Consider the following 16,951-nt stretch of genomic DNA (forward strand, 5'->3'; position numbering starts at 1 on the left):
ATAATAACTTCCAGCACCATTCCTATATGATTCAACAACTTCATTTTTTAATGTTTCAGTATAACTTTGATTCATACCTTGCATACGTAATGCTTCAGCACCAAACTTACTATATTTGAAAATCAGTACCTCTATTGCGCTTTTGCTTACGCCAAACTGACTTGCTAACTGTCTAAGTGACCCTTCGCCTTTCTCATATATCGTGCAAATAAGTAATTTTTCTTCATAACTTAATCGTTTGTTTTTTCTCAAAATAAAATACCTCCAAGTATTAACAGTAATAATATATATTTCTTTATATTATTTCCTGTGTCTACTTTAGAGGTATCATATCAAATAGTCTTCTTTTTTCTTATGTATGTATTAAGTTATTTGTTAATATAGGACTCAATGATGGCTTGAGTACCAAGTTCTAACTGGTTTAACCTAGCATAGAGTCCTTCAGCATATTTAAGGATCGGAAGGTCAGTTTTCATTTCATCAAGGGCAAGTCTTAAGTCTTTGATGAAATGCTTAATAAAGAATCCCGGTTTATAATCTTTAATAATCATTTTTGGTCCGTTGTTTGCACCTTGCCAAGAATTAGCACTACCACCTGTAATGACAGCTAGCGCTTTATCTAAATCAAGACTATTATCCTTGGCAAACGTTAGACTCTCAGCGATTCCGACAATGTTTGCTGCAATCGCTATTTGGTTCGTTAGTTTCATCATTTGTCCGTTACCAGAAGCGCCCATATAAGTGATGGTTTTACCCATAACTTCCAAGAAAGGAACCACTTTAGTATAGGTTTCAAAGTCTCCTCCCACCATAATGGATAAAGTCCCTTTGATTGCCCCTAAATCACCACCTGTTACAGGGGCATCTAGTAGGTGTAATCCCATTTTTTTGCCTTCTTCATAAAGTTCTTTTGCGAGTTTTGGTGAAGAAGTGGTCATATCCACCAAAATGGCATCTTTCTTACATAATGGCATAATTGTCTTATAAAGTTCTAGTACATCACTTGGGTATCCTACTATCGTGAATATAATATCTTTACCCTCTATAACATCTTTGATATTATCTGTAATTTTAATTTCATCTTTATAAGGTTCTATTTTTGAATAGGTACGGTTGTATAGTGTTACATCAAACCCAGCCTTACTCAAGTTTTTGGCCATCGGTAAGCCCATAATGCCTCCGCCAATAAATCCAATCTTCATATCATCGCCTCCAATATAAGTATATCAAAATCCTATAAGATAAGAAAGAAAACACCTAGATATGGTATACTAATAATGATTAATAATAGGACAAAAGAAAGAAGGTTAGTCATGATTATTTATGTTGATAAATTTGTAAGTAAAAATCCATTTTTTATAGAAATGAAACAAAACTTCTCAGAAGTCATTTTTGTGACTGAACCTAATCCTAATGTGGAGGCATGCTTTCTTTCACCTTTTAAAGTAACGAAAGAATTCATCGATCAATTGCCTAACTTAAAGTGGATTCAACTATCAACCGCAGGGTATAATCAAATCGATTTAGCTCTACTTAAAGAAAGAAAAATCACACTTACCAACGCAAAAGACGTTTATTCTATCACAATCGCTGAAGACATTATTACAAAAATGCTAGTGATTAATAGAAATGTAAAAAAATACATTAAGCAAATGCATGATAAAGAATGGTTACCGCACCAAGAAGAACCAGAAATCTATGGTTCAACCATCGGATTCTTAGGTTCTGGCAGCCTAGCCGTTCATGCGAATGAGCGATTAAAAGCATTTCAAACGAAAACACTCTGTTACCGTCAAAGACCAATTAAACATGAGGCCTTCGATGAGACCTATTTTGAACAAGAAGGACTAGAGACCTTGCTTAGAGAATCAGATTATGTCATCAACACGCTTCCTTTATCAAAAGAAACCTATCATTTACTGGATCAAAAACGATTATCACTAATGAAGAAAAGCGCTGTATTCATTAATGTAGGTAGAGGTGAAGTAGTTGACCAGGATGCGTTAATTGAGCGATTATCAAAAGGCTTAATGAGGGGTGCTGCCCTAGATGTAATGACACCTGAACCACTTCCAAAAGAATCGCCATTATGGGAAATGGATAATGTATACCTAACGCCTCATAATGCGCCATCAAGCCCAAATATGATGTATAGGTTACATTCACTTCTTAGTGATAATCTAGCGCGTTATTTAAACCAAAAAAAGCTTCTCAATATCATAGAATAAATTAAAAACACTCACTACGAGTATTAAGGACCCTATATGCAAAAAATTAAAGTAGAAAAAATGACCCCAGAAGGATATGCAGTTATTACACTAGATAAAACTTATTTGCTTCCAAATCTTATGATGGGAGAAGAAGCATTTGTGGATGTCACCAAAAAAGGCATACGTATCGAAAAGAGATTATCAAGTAATCCAGATAGAGTTAAAGCTAAATGCCCAATTTATGATGTATGTGGTGGATGTCAACTTCAACACATCAGTTATGCTAAACAGCTTGATTTAAAATCAACGTTAGTAGGTTTTTATTTAGAGAAAGAATCCATTAAGACAGAAGTATTACCCGTTATTGGATCTAACTTACCTTATAACTACAGAAATAAGATTCAAATGGTATTTGGAGTAAACAAAGGTAAGATTGTTGCCGGATTTTATGAAGAAAACACGCATAAGATTGTGAATGCGACCAATTGTGATATTCAAGATGAAGTGTCCAATGAAATCGTTAATACCATCAAATTGCTGATGAAAAAGCACAAATTGATGCCTTATAATGAAGATACAAAAGAAGGAATCATTCGTCACGTAATGATTAAACGTAGTAGAAAGACAAACCAAGTTCTGGTTATTTTAGTCACACCTTCTAACGTTTTCCCAGGAAGAGGTAATCTCGTTAAAGATTTATTAAAAGCACATCCTTATATCACGTCCATTGTTCATAACGTTAATCCTAAGGATACATCTTTTGTACTAGGTGATCAAGAAAGAGTATTACATGGAAAAGGCTTTATTGAGGATGTTTTACTCAATAAACGTTTTCAAATCAGCAGTAAAACATTCTATCAAGTCAATAGCGAACAAACCGAAGTTCTATACCAAAAAGTGATTGATTTCTTAGAATCAAAGAAAACCGACATTATTTTAGATGCATATTCTGGTGTGGGGACAATCGGGATTATTTTATCTGATTACGTCAAAAAAGTATTAGCAGTAGAAATTAACCCGGATTCAGTTATGAGTGCGAAGAAAAATGCACAACTTAATAAAGTTACAAACTTTGAAACCATTGCCATGGATGCCAAAGAATACATACAGTATTTGACAAATGATAAGAAATCCTTAGATGCGATTGTTGTAGATCCACCTAGAGCAGGGCTTGATAAAGCATTTGTTGATAGCATCCTTCAAATTAAACCGAAGAAAATGGTGTATGTTTCATGTAATCCTGAAACATTAGCAAGAGATTTAAGACAATTATCAGGCAGTTATCAAATTGTTAAAGTCCAGCCTGTAGATATGTTTTCACAAACATACCACGTTGAAAACATCGTATTGCTTTCTTTAAAAACAGCTTAACAAAGCCATTCATATAATAATAGAAGAAGTATCTAACCTCTTAAATCAGGGTTAAATACTTCTTTTTTACTTTTTGCCCAATGTGGAAACATATCGAAATCAATGTGGAAACATCAAACTATGCTCTAAGCATATATTTTCTTGAGTGTGAGAACATCTTTTTGCTAAAAAATTAGGCCCTTTATATAATAATATGCTATAATAATAACGTTGAAAATCTGCACATGGGGGATAAAATGAATGTTAGAATTAAAAAATATATATAAAAAATACGCCACGAAAAAAGGTGTGGAAGTCCATGCTTTAAAAGATGTAAGCATAGTTTTTGGTCAAACTGGTCTTGTTTTTGTTACAGGAAAATCAGGAAGCGGAAAATCAACCTTACTGAATTTAATTGGTGGTCTTGATATATATGATTCAGGCGATATAATCATTAATAATAAATCAAGTAACGACTTTAAACAAAGAGATTTCGATTCATATAGAAACACGATGGTAGGGTTTATTTTTCAAGAATACAATATACTAGATGAATTTAATGTATCTCAAAATATTGGTCTAGCACTTGCACTACAAGGTCAAAAAGTTGATGATGAGAGTGTTAACAAATTATTAAAAGACTTAGATATAGAAGGCTTAGGTCAAAGAAATCCTAATGAACTATCCGGAGGTCAAAAACAAAGAGTTGCTATTGCAAGAGCATTAGTGAAAAATCCTAAAATAATTTTAGCAGATGAACCAACTGGAGCACTAGATAGTACAACAGGAACACAACTAATAGAAACATTAAAAAAATTATCTAAAGATCGATTAGTTATCGTTATCTCACATGACTTAGAATTTGCAAGAAAATATGCTGATAGAATGATTCATTTTATAGATGGTAAAATCGACTACGATATTACCTATACAGGAAAAACAGTAGAAGAAAATGAACCAATTAAGATTACAAATGAAGGTATCTTAATAAAACCCAAATATCAACTAACGCCCAATGATTTAGAGATTATTAACAACTACTTGAAAGATAAAGACAATCTTACAAGTATTAAGTTAAATAAATCAAGTAAATTCCATGATGGTTTTGAATCGACAGATGAATCTTTAATTAATAAAAGTACTGAAGAATTTGAACTGATTAAATCAAAACTTCCATTAAAAGCATCATTTTCAATGGCACTTAATGCCTTATCACATAAAAAGCTAAGATTAATATTTTCGATTATATTATCCTCAATTGCACTCATTATGTTTGGTGTTGTTGATACCTTTTCAAATTATGATGCTAGAAATAAGTCATACCAATCAATTATTGATAATGGACACGAAACAATTGTATTAGGTTATGCAAAAAAATCAGTTGGAGACTGGGTATATTATAATCCGGAGATAATGAATAATAATCAAAAATTATTATTAGAATCTAAATATGAAAATCAAACATTTTTACCTATTTATGAAGACATTCGATTGTTTTATAGTTCTTTTATAGATGCAAAACACGATGATATGACATATTATGATTATGATGGTTTAAGACAATATATTGAAGCGGATAAAGAGTTTCTTGATAATACTAATTATGAACTTATAGGTGAATTACCCAGCAATTTAGAAGAAGTAGTTATCCCGATGTATCTATTTGAACAGTTTAAGACATATGGATATATTGATGAATCAGATAATAAATTTGAAATTGATACACCAGAAGATATAATAGGAAAAACAATTTCATCTAGTTATTTTGAATTTACAATTTCCGGTGTCATGGATTATAAATATGACTTATCTAAATATGAAACATTAAAAAATCATCCAAGAAACGAAAGTATATCAGGAAATTTATACTGGGAGTTTAGGGAATTTATGGATAAATCACCTGCAGGACTATTTATTTTGGGTAAAGGCATAACACAAAAAGTAAATGAATTTCAAAGCAAAAATACATCATCAGTACTCATCCACACGAGTTTAACAAATAACGTATTTTTTAGCTACATAAATAAAATAAGTGAACTTAATTTAAGTGATATCGTCACTTTTAAAGATTCATCAGTAAATGATAAAACACCTTTAGACATTGTAGTTGATCAAAATACTATGGAATACATTGCAAATCAAATAATGGGTCTTGACATTAAGCATGACATTGGACTAAATTATGTATTAAGTAATTACTATGATGAGGCAACAGCACTTTTAGATATATATTATCCGCAATACGCAAATCTTGAATCAATCCCGGTTGAATTCAAACAAGATATAATCTATCTTTCTTTAGGCTCACAAGTTTTAACTCAAGATGATCAAAAGTTAATTTCTGCCCTATCAATTAAGTATTATTTAGATAATTTCGAACCAATTACATATACAATGAATATTAATATGGTTAATAATGGAAGTGATGTTATTTATGAAGAATTTAGAGTTATCGGCTATTCTAGTGATGCTAGCAGGTCAACATTTTATGTAAGTGATACCAAATTTGATGAAATAGTAGTTAAGCCAGATGCAAAATATTTTAGTCTAATAACACCTACAAAAACTTTAACAAAGAAAAACTTTTATCAAATGATTGAAGAAAACATGGATAAGTCACAAGACTACCGTTTTGAGGTTATGGATGCAGATGTTAACTATTTAGTTTTTTTAAGTGAAAATATATATAGTATGCAAACATTTTTCTTTTACACTGCACTAATTATGGCTTCATTTGCAGGGCTTTTAATGTTTAGCTTTATGAGTTCTAGTGTTGCCTATAAAAAGCAAGAAATAGGCATATTACGTGCCATTGGTGCAAGTAGTAAAGATGTCTTAGGTGTCTTTTCTAAAGAAACATTAATGATTTCTTTAATTAATTTAATGATTTCTATTATTGGTACAATAATTGTTTCTGATTTACTAAATAAAACGATGATTCAATCACTTAATTTAAAAACTACATTATTTGATTTTGGTATAAAACAAATTATATTACTAATGATAATTTCGTTAAGTATCGGATTTATATCAAGTGCACTACCAGTACTTAAAACAGCAAATAAAAAACCGATCGATGCAATTAAAAATAAATAAGATTTATATAAAGGCCCTTTAAATAATATGGAGGTTTAATCCATATAGGCCTATCAAAAATATGGAGGTACACCACACCTATCTAAGATGTGGAGGTACCTCCTTTTTGTATAGCCATAACTATGTTCTTTTTATTGAATTTAGTTTTTAAGTGGTGTATCCTTGTTGATGGAATACATAATTTTGTTTCTTAATCTTCTAAAGTCTCTAATTCCATTAGAGGCTTTGATAATAGTCTTTATTTTAGAGTTTGTAGATTCAATAGGTCCATTAGATATACGTCTGCCTCTAGAAGTTATAAAGGAATTTTTAATCTCTACTTTCTAGTTTTGAAGCATTCGACCAAAGTCTCTAAATTCTTTGATTGGGTTTGATTTAAATTCATCAATCAATTCATCTAATGTTTCACCACAGGAGTGATATTCGGCTGTTAAATTAAAGTAACGATACTTTTCTTTTAACTTAAAACATCGCGCTAGGGTATCATCAATATCCAATAAATACTTAAGAATGGTTTGCTTATCCCAGTAGGCATTTAATTTAGCTATATAAACGGGCTTAAAATCTCTTAGACGGTCTAAATCTATCTTAAAGAAGAAATGAAATTTCTTTAACATGTAATAATACATGTCATTATTAATAAGTTTACTACGTTCTAATTTAAATTTATTCATGGTATTAATTCGAATCCGATCCATTGCTCTGTTGAGGTTTGCTATGACGTGAAAGGAATCCACAGCGATTAATGCTTTAGGAAATACTTTTTGAATAACATCCTTATAACTTTCCCACATATCGATGATAAAGACGTTTACACGGTCTTTTTCATCGATTGGTATGCGTAAGAAGTACTGATTCAAATAGTGCTTATGTCTAGTTGGTATGATATCAATAATCTTTTTAGAATCAAAATCATATAACACACAGGCATAAGGTGATTTCCGTTTTTTACTAATGAATACCTCATCCATACAGATTGTTCTGCCAAGTTTTAGACGTCGAGCATCTACAGCTTGATCAAATATATTAATCACACTTTGGGTGGAAATATGATGTTGGGCTGCTACATCTGTAAATGTGCGATTAGGTTGTTTAATACTTTCTAAAATAGAGTGTTTAGTCATGGTAGATAAATTCGTATGTTTTTTATTAAATGGATTGGGTTCTGATTGATATTTGCCACAGGAGATACATTTATATCGTCTGGAGTTGTATTCAATTATATAGGGTTCATGATTACTAATACCGTATTTAATATGCTTCATTCTATAACTATGAAACTTAGTCGTACAATGACATGTTGAACATAAGATATCTTGTTTAATAAGTTTAATATGAATATAAAGCTTGTTGTCTGACCTAAAAGTGTCAAGTGTTTCTATTTTATTTTTAATTGAATCTAAGAATAATAGTTGTATAATATTATTATGCATAGAGTCTCCTTATAATCATTGTTATGGCTAACTTTAATTATAAGTGAGATTCTTTTATTTTTAAACAATAAAATCCGCCTATAAAAAATATGGAGGCCTACCTCCAAATAATTTATAGGGTAGTTGTAACCTCCATATATTTTATATACCTAAAAATTATATCACTACAACCCGGTATAACATCTTAGCTAAGCCATCAGGTGCGTGATATGTTTCCACAATGATTGGTTCAGTTTTTAAGAACTCAAAACGTCGTTCTTTGAAATCATTGTCTGAATAATTCTTGGTTCCAGCAATACAGTATACGATCTCATTTGGACTGACTGATATCATTTTATAGATGAATGTACTTAATATCTCTGAATCAAGTTCATCGATGACTAAATTCTTTTTACCTAAAATTTCATTGATTTTATCCATACGTTTTTTGGTGTCGTAATTTTTTACGTGTTCAAGTTCAAGCTTGTTAATCTCAGCTGTTAGAACTTTAAGGCGATCGGAGTATTCTCTATACTTGGCATTAAATATTGATTCTGGAATATCTGGTGTTTTTACCTTTGTATCAATTAGATTGGATAATGCTATTTCCTTTTCGTCTCTTTCTAATGTTAACTTTTCAATGATACTTTCAACATCATCAACCTTGATGGTTGATTTAATTACCCTTTGAATGGTTGACATGATATCTAGATCTTTTAAGAAGACTTTGTTTAGCATGTGGATTGTGGTTGCTTCAATAAGATCTTGACGACTTGCCTTTGCATTACAATTTGCCTTACCCTCAATGTAGCTACCACACTGTTGCATCACCCTTTGTGATGGTTTACCGTAGTTCCAGTAACGTCTTTTTAGCGTTCGACCACATTCGCTGCATATAATCATTGCTGTTAAAGGATATGTTCTACTATATTTTGAGAGGTTCTTATCTTCACCAATTCTAACCTTAGCTCTATCTTTTCTGATGCGTTGAGCTAGTTCGAATGTTTCTCTATCGATGATTGCCTCATGACTGTTTTCTGTATAATAAGTAGGTGCATGATTTTTATTCTTTACTCTTGTGTGACTCAGGTAGTCAACACTAATCGTTTTTTGCTGCAGCATATCACCCATGTATTTTTCATTTTTTAGAATGGTTGTAATTGTTGAAAGTCGCCATTCTGTTTTACCAGCACCTGTCTTTGCACCCATTGCAATGAGTTGCTCTGCAATTTTAGCTGGACCAACACCACTAATGTATAAATTGAATATGAGTTTAACAATCTGTGCTTCCTCAGGTACAACCACTAGGTTTCCACCTTTTTTATCTTTCGTATATCCAAGGAAGCGTTGATGGTTGATAATAGGCACACCCTCTCTAAAACGACGTTGAACATTCCATTTGACGTTTTCTGATACGTTTCTGGCTTCCTCCTGTGCCATTGATGACATGATGGTCAGAAGAAACTCTACTTTAGGATCTAGGGAACTAATGTTTTCTTTTTCAAAAATAATCTCTACATTGATTTGTCTTAACTCTCTAATGTAGTTTAGTGCATCGACTGTATTTCTTGCAAACCTTGATATTGACTTGGTAAGTATAATATCAACTTGGCCAGCACGTGCTTTATCAATCATTAAATTAAACTGTTTTCTGTTCTTTGTGCTAGTCCCACTGATGCCCTCGTCTGCATAAATGCCATCAAATATCCAATCTGGATTCTTTGTAATTCGTTGTGTATATTCATCTCGTTGAGCTTCATAACTTGTTTTTTGTTCTAAGTTGTCTGTTGATACTCGTACATAGGCACATACTCGTTTTCTGGTAATTGGATTATTGATTTGATCCAAAGTGTAATGTGTCTTTGGTTGGATGATTCTTACGGTTTTGTTTTTCATATTTTGACCGCTCCTTTCGTTAGTATATACATCACTCAAAAAGCAATGAATAGCAAGTCATTAGTGACTTAATCATTGCTTTTTCTAATATCACTTGTAATACCATAGGCTGACGCTAACTTATTGATGATAATACTGAATTCATCGATTGTGATAAGTTTTTGATTAAATAGCTTCACTATGATTGACTTAGCTATATTGAACTTCATTTCTGGACTGATAATAATACTCATTTTTTATTATAGATGCAAAGAAAAAAGGAATCGCCTAAGCAATTCCTTTAAAGGGATCTATCGTCAATTTGATCATATGACAACAACCGTCTGATTTACCAACATCAGTTTATCACATTATAAAAATCAAAACTATATGCTTAGTGCATAATCGTTAGAAGAAGTTTTCAATAACTAAATCTTTTTTAAGTGTTGAAGCATATACACCTTTAAAGATAAGATTTTCAGCATTAGCTTTTGTGAAGTATAGAGGCTCTTCATTGATGAAAAAGAAACCCCCATGGTCTTTGTTGAAATATACTTTTGAGACATAAACTCGATCGTAGTACTCAAATAACATTACACGGTTCTTTTGATTCTTTTGAGTTCTCCAGAAGAAGTCGATTTCAAGATCACTTTTCTTAAATGCGATCATATCATCATTTATGGTTGATATGGATATCTGAACTGACGGTACAATTTTTTCTTCTATATGTTCAAAGGTTCTAAATGTTAGAGCCTTTTCGTTTCTGTTTGAATAGGGATTACCAATAATGTCATCTACTCGGACATTATAAAAACCTGACAGAGTTATTAGATCATGAATACTAATTTCTCTAGCACCTGACTCATAGTTAACATAACCTTGTCTAGATTTACCTATTATTTGTGCAACTTGAACAGTAGATAAATTATTCGCTAGTCTTAGTCTTTTTAAGTTTTCACTAATGAAAAGATTATTAAAATCATCATCAGATAATAGTTGATAGTTCATTATTCACCTGTTTAACCTTTCTATTTATATTATAGAGCAACAAATGTGGCTTGGTCAAGGTTTTTGTATACAATAATTAACACGGCATGCGTCTTTAATATGCAAACATAGGAAAGTTATAACTCTCTTTGTTGCAACTCATCAAATAAGTATATAAGTCATTTTTTGAATGCTTTTCTTTACTTATAATCATAGGCACCAGGTGAAATGTGCAAGAAAGGAGAAATCATTAACGAATGTATGAAGAGGATTCCACGCACTTAAAACAGAAATCACATGTGCCATTAGTCCGTGACTATCTTAAAGTTTATCGCAACAAAATGGGTTATTCAGCTGAATTCTTATCTAGAGAACTCGATGTATCTGCAGTCTACTACAGACAAATTGAAGGCGGACAAAGAGGTAAAAGGCTGCCTATAGAGTTAGTGATTAAACTAATCATATTGCTTCATGTGGAACCACTAGAGTTTCTAAAAGCAGAAGCCTTGTATTTAAGTTCATATGAAGAGCTTAATGGCATTAAGAAATACAAAAAAATTAGATGGTAACATAATCACCATTTATCTTGTTTTTCAAAAAAAACATAGAATCAAAAATTTGATACAGAAAGGTGAAAAGATGTCATCAAAAGAAGGGTTTAAGCTGCTTACAAAAAAGTATCTAGATGATGCCGATGTAAGTATGACGACTAAGCAATCCTATGAAAGGATCCTTCAGCAATTTGTAGATTATGCCAACACACTGTCTGATTTACCAACTCGCAGTGACGTTATGGCTTATCGAGACTATCTTTTTAAACGCAAGCTAGAAGAAACGACCATTAAGTATCACCTGGTAGTGGTACGAAATTTCTACCGTTGGTATCACACGAACGGTCATGGAGCAAATCCATCGGAGGGGATTAAGAGTCCAAAGATTGAAAAGAAGTTTAAACGTGCGCATTTATCTGAAAGTGAATCAAGACAGTTATTAAAACTTGCTCAAATCAATTCAAATAAGAACATCATTAAATACAGAGATTATGTTATGGTTTTACTTATGCTAACAACAGGTATGAGGACAGTAGAAGTTGAACGTGCTGATGTTAGTGATTTAAATGTGATTGATGACGGTGAAATTCTCTATGTTCATGGAAAAGGCAAAACATCGAAGAGTTCATTCGTTCGACTCTCGCCTTTAGTGAATAAAGCAATTGAAACATACATCATGAAAAGAAGCGACCAGTATGAACCGTTATTTATTGACCATAAACCTAAGTATTTAGGCCAAAGAATGAAAACCAGAAATATTAGACGTATTATCAAGGATCTACTTAGAGATATCGGATTTGATGATGATAAACATACAGCACATAGTTTAAGACATACAACTGCAACATTAGCAAGACAATATGGAGCAAACAAGGATGACACTCAAAAGATTATGCGTCATTCAGATCCAGCAACAACAGAGATTTATATGCATGCGGAAATCAAGAGTGTGCATGTTTATGAACACGTAATTGCACAAAAGCTACTCAATCAAGAAGAAGATGAAGACAACTAAAAATTGAAAAGAAATGAAAGGATAAATTATGATCAAAGAGTTTCACAACAACCGGTATGGGAAAGTTCGAACAGCGATCATTGATGATCAACCCTGTTTTAACTTGAAAGATTTAACCCATATTTACGGTATAAAAAATATCAACGATTTTCGCTCTAGAATCCCATCAAATGCAGTCAAAACCCTTGAGGTAAAAGACTCAAACGGAGCTTCTAAAAATAAGTATTTCATAATTGCTGACTATTTAAGTAGTTGTTTGTTTCAGTCAACCAAGACTGATGCTGAAGCAATCAGTGATTGGTTATACCGTACTGTATTACCAAATTTGATTAAATACCAAAAATATAATGTCGATGAATTTAAAGATCCAGATGTTGCATTAAAATTTTTAGAAGATTTTGAGGATTTAAGAGTTAGACATAGTGTTGTTGAAACACAGCTCAAACTCAATGCACCAAAAGTTAAATATATTGATCGTCTACTAGGTACTGGTAGTGCGACAGACCTAGATATGGTTCATGAAGTTATTAGATATCATGGACTAAAAAGTACTGAACTCTTAAAAATACTTAGAGCTAAACGCATCCTAGATGATTCCAATGTTCCACACCAGGAGTATTGTGACAAGAAGTATTTCAGAGTTGTTGAAGCCAAAGTTGTAAGTGGTGGGAGTACTGTAACCTCACAAAGAACTTATGTATACCGAAGTGGTATTACATTTATTGAACGCATACTAAAAGAATACCAGGGAGCAAAAGATGATAAACGAAACTAAGCGTCAAGAACCAACACGAGATTATTACAAATTAGAAGAAGTTGCAGACATATTAAGGGTATCAAGAAGAACGTTATCAACCTATATCAAAAAAGGAAAACTACATGCATTTAAGATCGGACCAGGGTGGAGAGTATCGAAAGAAAATCTCGTAAAGTTTATTGATGAGCTTCATAAAACAAGCAAAAATAAATAATGATTTATTACGCCGATAATGTGTGTATCAGGGCTATGAAAATGGAAAATGCAGGAAACAAAAGATAATGACATACAGAAGCATGCTATCGATAGAAACCTAAAAATGGCATGCTTTTTGTAATGTGAAAGGACTAAAATAATGGCGAGACCGTTCAAAATGGGACTGCAGTACTTCCCACTCGATGTGAATTTCTTTGAAGATGAAAAGATAACGGATTTAAATTTAATGTATGGTGTCATGGGCGAGATGGTATACATCCGCCTTTTAACAATGATTTATGCGCATGGTTATTTTTTAGAGATGACAACAGAGCAAGCAGCAAAAGCACTCATAAAGAGTATTGGTAATGCCTGGGCTCCAAGTGTGAATGAAATAGAAAAAATCATTTTAAGAGCCGGTTCTAACGGGCTATTCGATAAAGAATTACTAAGTGTCGGTGTGTTCACTTCAAAAGCGATACAGCGGCAGTTTACGCTTTCTACAAGGCGCAGGCGTGGGATTGAGCATCAGAAGTATTGGTTATTGGATCAACATACGATGTTAGAGCTTAATAATTTCTATAAAAAAACGCCACAAGTTAATGTAGACAATAACCAGAGTTCAACCGCAGTTATTGATAACAGTAATGCTATTTCAACTGATGTTATTGATAGCAATAATGACACTTCAAGTGAGGTTATTGCATACAAAAGTACACAAAAAGAAAAAGAAAAGAAAAAAGAAAGAGATAAAGAGGATAAAAAGGATAAAGGGGTATATTCATTACCTAATTATCACTACATCACAAAAGCAATCATCAGAAGCCAATATATTGAAGATGGAACACTGGAAATTGGTAAATACAATAAGCTTTTTGATGAAGCAGTATCAATATATGGATTCGATGATGTCCTAGCAGCAACTGATTATATTGTAAGTTATTCAAAAAGAACTGAAACACCAATTGAAGATAAGTTTAGCTTTATGCGTAAGTCTTTAATGAACAATCTGGAGATGTTCCAAAGAAGAAGGGAGAATAGTCATGAATCAATCGAAGACTGGTTTAAACGACTCGTTTTATAGATGGATAGATCAAGTGAGAAGATCTAAAAGAAAGCTTCCTGAACTTCAAGAGAAACTTCGATTCTATAATATGAAGTTTATAGGCTATAATGGAGTATCTTATGAATTTTCCGGATCAAAGTCTGGTAACTCAAAAGGTGACGAGAACTTGCTATATTGGATGGATAAAATTGATGCTGTCAATAAAGAAATACAAATTCTAGATGAAATAATTAGGAAGTATGATGATTTCTTCGAAACATTAAATGTAATAGAACAAAAAGTGTTAACACAGTTGGTTTCACTAAGTAGCTTAAAAGTCATGAGTGTTCAATCAGATGTAAAAATGGAATCACTGATTCAAATTCGAACTAGGATAGCTAATAAATGGTACAGATTATGAAAGATTTTGCGTGAAAATGATAAAACTAATTCGATGGACAAATTCGATGGATTTATCTGTTTAATTATGTTAGTATTAATGGTACAATATAAATGAGATTAACGAGGTGGAACATATGGCGTTTAATATTAATAATAGGAGATACACTGGAAGTAAGAGTAAACTATCTGAATGGATTAGGAACATAATAATCGAAGAATGTAAAGACTCTGAATCTTTTTGTGATATATTTGCTGGAACTGGTGTAGTAACATATACCATGTTTGATGATTATAAAGAGTTTATTATAAATGATTTTCTATATTCTAATGAAGTAATTTATAATGGTTTTTTTGGCAATAAAAGTTATGATTATGAGAAGTTAATCAAAATAGCAAAAAAATATAGAACTTTGAATGTGGATGAACTAAAACCAGATTTTGTGACAAACAACTACGGAAACAAGTACTTTTCTATGGAAGATGCTTTGAAGATTGATTACATTCGAAATGATATTGAGAACAGACATAAAAATCTAACAAAAATGGAGTATTATATTCTTTTAACATCACTAATATATTCTTTTGATAGATCAGCAAACACGGTAGGACACTATGATGCCTTTATAAAAGCTAAGAACTTGAAAGCATCTTTTAAATTTGAGTTGATCTCACCAGTTATTAAAGATGAAGATAATCGTACTGTAAAAATATACAGAGAAGATGCAAATAAACTAGCTCGGAGAATTTCTGCAGACATTGTTTATATTGATCCACCGTATTCTTCCAGACAGTATAGTAGATTTTATCATGTTATTGAGACTATTACAAAGTGGGATAAACCGGAGTTGTTTGGTGAAGCATTGAAACCAGAACCAGAAAACGTTAGTGAATATTGCAAAACCAAAGCGATAGATTTTTTTAATGAACTGATAGTTGATTTAAGAGCTAAATATATCGTGGTATCGTATAATAATACATATACATCAAAAAGTAAGTCATCAAAGAATAAAATGACTCTAGAAGAAATTACTGAAGTTCTAAATAGAAAAGGTCCTACAAAGATTTTTTCAATGAATCATAGAGCTTTTAATGCAGGTAAGACAGAATTGGATAATCATCAAGAGATGCTATTTGTTACGAAAGTGAGGAACCAAAATGATTAGATCACCATTTTTTTATGTTGGAGATAAATATAAATTAATGCCGCAACTAAGAAAGCATTTTCCTAAAAAGTATAAGACGCTTATTGAACCTTTCGTTGGTGGAGGGAGTGTATTTTTAAACACTAAAGCTGATCATTATGTGGGTAATGACAAGAATACACATATGATTAAACTTCATAACTTCTTGTATTCATATAAAAACAATAGAGTCAAGTTTTTCCAGGAATTTGAAAAAATTATAATCGAATATGGATTTTCTGCTTCTTATCTTGGTAATACAGTATCGGACGAGTTGAAGCAAAAACATAAAAAAACATACTATGCAGTATTTAATAAGAAGCCTTATATGAAATTAAGAAGTGATTTCAATAAGGATAAAGAAAACTATATGTTTCTGTATTTACTGTTAATTTATGGTTTTAATCATATGTTAAGATTTAATCGAAGTGGAGATTTCAACTTGCCTGTTGGAAATGTAGATTATAATAAGAACGTTTTCAAAGCTTTAAATGTCTATTTTGATTTTATTGATAAACATGAGGTTAAATTCTTTAATTTAGATTTTAAAGATTTCTTATTAAATAGAGAATATCAGTCAGATGATTTTGTATATTTAGATCCTCCATATCTGATTAGCGCATGTGAGTACAATAAAGGTTGGACTGAAGATAGTGAAATCGAACTTTTAAATGTAATTGATAAACTTAATGATATGGGTGTCAAATTTGCACTTTCAAATGTCTTTATTCATAAAGGACAAGAAAATCGATTATTGATAGACTGGGCAAAAAAATATAAAGTAGAACAGGTCAAAAGTAACTACATTAGTTACCACGATAACACAATCAAGGAAACCGTAGAAGTTTTAATTATGAATTATTGAGTGGGGGATT

At 31.8% G+C, this 16,951-nt stretch carries 16 protein-coding genes and 1 pseudogene; 11 read left to right on the forward strand and 6 right to left on the reverse strand.

What is annotated here, in order from left to right:
* Together JN09_RS06075 and JN09_RS06080 are read right to left on the reverse strand one after the other, a co-directional pair.
* The coding region (locus JN09_RS06075) for a helix-turn-helix domain-containing protein (RefSeq protein WP_204432166.1) at positions 1-252 on the reverse strand (252 nt) is incomplete at its 3' end.
* Between the two features lie 116 nt (positions 253-368).
* Positions 369-1,202: an NAD(P)-dependent oxidoreductase gene (locus JN09_RS06080; protein WP_204433786.1), complete on the reverse strand. Its 834-nt coding sequence runs from the start codon at positions 1,200-1,202 to the stop codon at positions 369-371.
* Positions 1,203-1,313: 111 nt separating this feature from the next.
* Here JN09_RS06080 and JN09_RS06085 point away from each other — a divergent pair, with 111 nt between their 5' ends.
* The 3 genes from JN09_RS06085 to JN09_RS06095 all read left to right on the forward strand — a co-directional run bounded on the left by JN09_RS06085 (position 1,314) and on the right by JN09_RS06095 (position 6,656).
* Positions 1,314-2,228 carry a D-2-hydroxyacid dehydrogenase gene (locus JN09_RS06085; RefSeq protein WP_204433788.1) on the forward strand — a complete coding sequence of 305 codons (915 nt, stop codon included), beginning with the start codon at positions 1,314-1,316 and terminating at the stop codon, positions 2,226-2,228.
* 36 nt (positions 2,229-2,264) lie between these two features.
* The gene (gene rlmD, locus JN09_RS06090) at positions 2,265-3,581 is read left to right on the forward strand and encodes a 23S rRNA (uracil(1939)-C(5))-methyltransferase RlmD (protein ID WP_204433790.1); all 1,317 of its coding nucleotides are present in this window, start codon (positions 2,265-2,267) and stop codon (positions 3,579-3,581) included.
* Between the two features lie 240 nt (positions 3,582-3,821).
* Complete coding sequence (locus tag JN09_RS06095; RefSeq protein ID WP_204433792.1) at positions 3,822-6,656, forward strand: ABC transporter ATP-binding protein/permease; 2,835 nt, start codon at positions 3,822-3,824, stop codon at positions 6,654-6,656.
* 140 nt (positions 6,657-6,796) lie between these two features.
* Here JN09_RS06095 and JN09_RS06105 read toward each other — a convergent pair.
* From JN09_RS06105 to JN09_RS06120, 4 genes and pseudogenes are all read right to left on the reverse strand, one after another.
* Positions 6,797-8,089 (reverse strand): annotated as a pseudogene (locus tag JN09_RS06105) (ISL3 family transposase).
* A 156-nt stretch (positions 8,090-8,245) separates the two neighbouring features.
* On the reverse strand, positions 8,246-9,964 hold the full coding sequence (locus JN09_RS06110; RefSeq protein WP_204433796.1) for a recombinase family protein: 1,719 nt from the start codon (positions 9,962-9,964) through the stop codon (positions 8,246-8,248).
* A gap of 68 nt (positions 9,965-10,032) precedes the next feature.
* Positions 10,033-10,197 carry an SHOCT domain-containing protein gene (locus JN09_RS06115; RefSeq protein ID WP_204433798.1) on the reverse strand — a complete coding sequence of 55 codons (165 nt, stop codon included), beginning with the start codon at positions 10,195-10,197 and terminating at the stop codon, positions 10,033-10,035.
* A 154-nt stretch (positions 10,198-10,351) separates the two neighbouring features.
* On the reverse strand, positions 10,352-10,951 hold the full coding sequence (locus JN09_RS06120; protein WP_204433800.1) for a helix-turn-helix transcriptional regulator: 600 nt from the start codon (positions 10,949-10,951) through the stop codon (positions 10,352-10,354).
* Positions 10,952-11,229: 278 nt separating this feature from the next.
* Here JN09_RS06120 and JN09_RS06125 point away from each other — a divergent pair, with 278 nt between their 5' ends.
* From JN09_RS06125 to JN09_RS06160, 8 genes are all read left to right on the forward strand, one after another.
* Positions 11,230-11,499 (forward strand): helix-turn-helix domain-containing protein, encoded by a 270-nt coding sequence (locus JN09_RS06125; protein WP_204433802.1) that lies wholly within the window; start codon positions 11,230-11,232, stop codon positions 11,497-11,499.
* Between the two features lie 70 nt (positions 11,500-11,569).
* Entirely contained in the window at positions 11,570-12,496 is a 927-nt protein-coding gene (locus tag JN09_RS06130; protein ID WP_204433809.1) for a tyrosine-type recombinase/integrase, read from the forward strand.
* 28 nt (positions 12,497-12,524) lie between these two features.
* Positions 12,525-13,271 carry a phage antirepressor gene (locus JN09_RS06135; protein ID WP_204433816.1) on the forward strand — a complete coding sequence of 249 codons (747 nt, stop codon included), beginning with the start codon at positions 12,525-12,527 and terminating at the stop codon, positions 13,269-13,271.
* A complete protein-coding gene (locus tag JN09_RS06140) occupies positions 13,255-13,467 on the forward strand; it encodes a helix-turn-helix domain-containing protein (protein ID WP_012242534.1) in 213 nt (70 codons plus the stop codon). The genes JN09_RS06135 and JN09_RS06140 overlap by 17 nt, the downstream gene beginning before the upstream one ends.
* Before the next feature lie 159 nt (positions 13,468-13,626).
* Positions 13,627-14,532: a DUF4373 domain-containing protein gene (locus tag JN09_RS06145; RefSeq protein ID WP_204433818.1), complete on the forward strand. Its 906-nt coding sequence runs from the start codon at positions 13,627-13,629 to the stop codon at positions 14,530-14,532.
* The gene (locus tag JN09_RS06150; protein ID WP_204433820.1) at positions 14,492-14,914 is read left to right on the forward strand and encodes a hypothetical protein; all 423 of its coding nucleotides are present in this window, start codon (positions 14,492-14,494) and stop codon (positions 14,912-14,914) included. Before JN09_RS06145 ends, JN09_RS06150 begins: the two co-directional genes overlap by 41 nt.
* Before the next feature lie 115 nt (positions 14,915-15,029).
* On the forward strand, positions 15,030-16,058 hold the full coding sequence (locus JN09_RS06155) for a DNA adenine methylase (protein WP_204433822.1): 1,029 nt from the start codon (positions 15,030-15,032) through the stop codon (positions 16,056-16,058).
* A complete protein-coding gene (locus JN09_RS06160; protein ID WP_204433824.1) occupies positions 16,051-16,941 on the forward strand; it encodes a DNA adenine methylase in 891 nt (296 codons plus the stop codon). Before JN09_RS06155 ends, JN09_RS06160 begins: the two co-directional genes overlap by 8 nt.
* Positions 16,942-16,951: the final 10 nt, after the last annotated feature.

The sequence above is a fragment of the Paracholeplasma morum genome, from assembly GCF_016907055.1.
Taxonomy (GTDB): Bacteria; Bacillota_I; Bacilli_A; order Acholeplasmatales; family UBA5453; genus Paracholeplasma; species Paracholeplasma morum.

What these genes read in the sequence shown, in the direction of transcription:
- JN09_RS06080 (WP_204433786.1), bottom strand. Translation starts at nt 1,202, where the DNA reads ATGAAGATTGGATTTATTGGCGGAGGCATTATGGGCTTACCGATGGCC.
- JN09_RS06085 (WP_204433788.1), top strand. Translation starts at nt 1,314, where the DNA reads ATGATTATTTATGTTGATAAATTTGTAAGTAAAAATCCATTTTTTATA.
- rlmD (WP_204433790.1), top strand. Translation starts at nt 2,265, where the DNA reads ATGCAAAAAATTAAAGTAGAAAAAATGACCCCAGAAGGATATGCAGTT.
- JN09_RS06095 (WP_204433792.1), top strand. Translation starts at nt 3,822, where the DNA reads ATGTTAGAATTAAAAAATATATATAAAAAATACGCCACGAAAAAAGGT.
- JN09_RS06110 (WP_204433796.1), bottom strand. Translation starts at nt 9,964, where the DNA reads ATGAAAAACAAAACCGTAAGAATCATCCAACCAAAGACACATTACACT.
- JN09_RS06115 (WP_204433798.1), bottom strand. Translation starts at nt 10,197, where the DNA reads ATGAGTATTATTATCAGTCCAGAAATGAAGTTCAATATAGCTAAGTCA.
- JN09_RS06120 (WP_204433800.1), bottom strand. Translation starts at nt 10,951, where the DNA reads ATGAACTATCAACTATTATCTGATGATGATTTTAATAATCTTTTCATT.
- JN09_RS06130 (WP_204433809.1), top strand. Translation starts at nt 11,570, where the DNA reads ATGTCATCAAAAGAAGGGTTTAAGCTGCTTACAAAAAAGTATCTAGAT.
- JN09_RS06135 (WP_204433816.1), top strand. Translation starts at nt 12,525, where the DNA reads ATGATCAAAGAGTTTCACAACAACCGGTATGGGAAAGTTCGAACAGCG.
- JN09_RS06140 (WP_012242534.1), top strand. Translation starts at nt 13,255, where the DNA reads ATGATAAACGAAACTAAGCGTCAAGAACCAACACGAGATTATTACAAA.
- JN09_RS06145 (WP_204433818.1), top strand. Translation starts at nt 13,627, where the DNA reads ATGGGACTGCAGTACTTCCCACTCGATGTGAATTTCTTTGAAGATGAA.
- JN09_RS06150 (WP_204433820.1), top strand. Translation starts at nt 14,492, where the DNA reads ATGAATCAATCGAAGACTGGTTTAAACGACTCGTTTTATAGATGGATA.
- JN09_RS06155 (WP_204433822.1), top strand. Translation starts at nt 15,030, where the DNA reads ATGGCGTTTAATATTAATAATAGGAGATACACTGGAAGTAAGAGTAAA.
- JN09_RS06160 (WP_204433824.1), top strand. Translation starts at nt 16,051, where the DNA reads ATGATTAGATCACCATTTTTTTATGTTGGAGATAAATATAAATTAATG.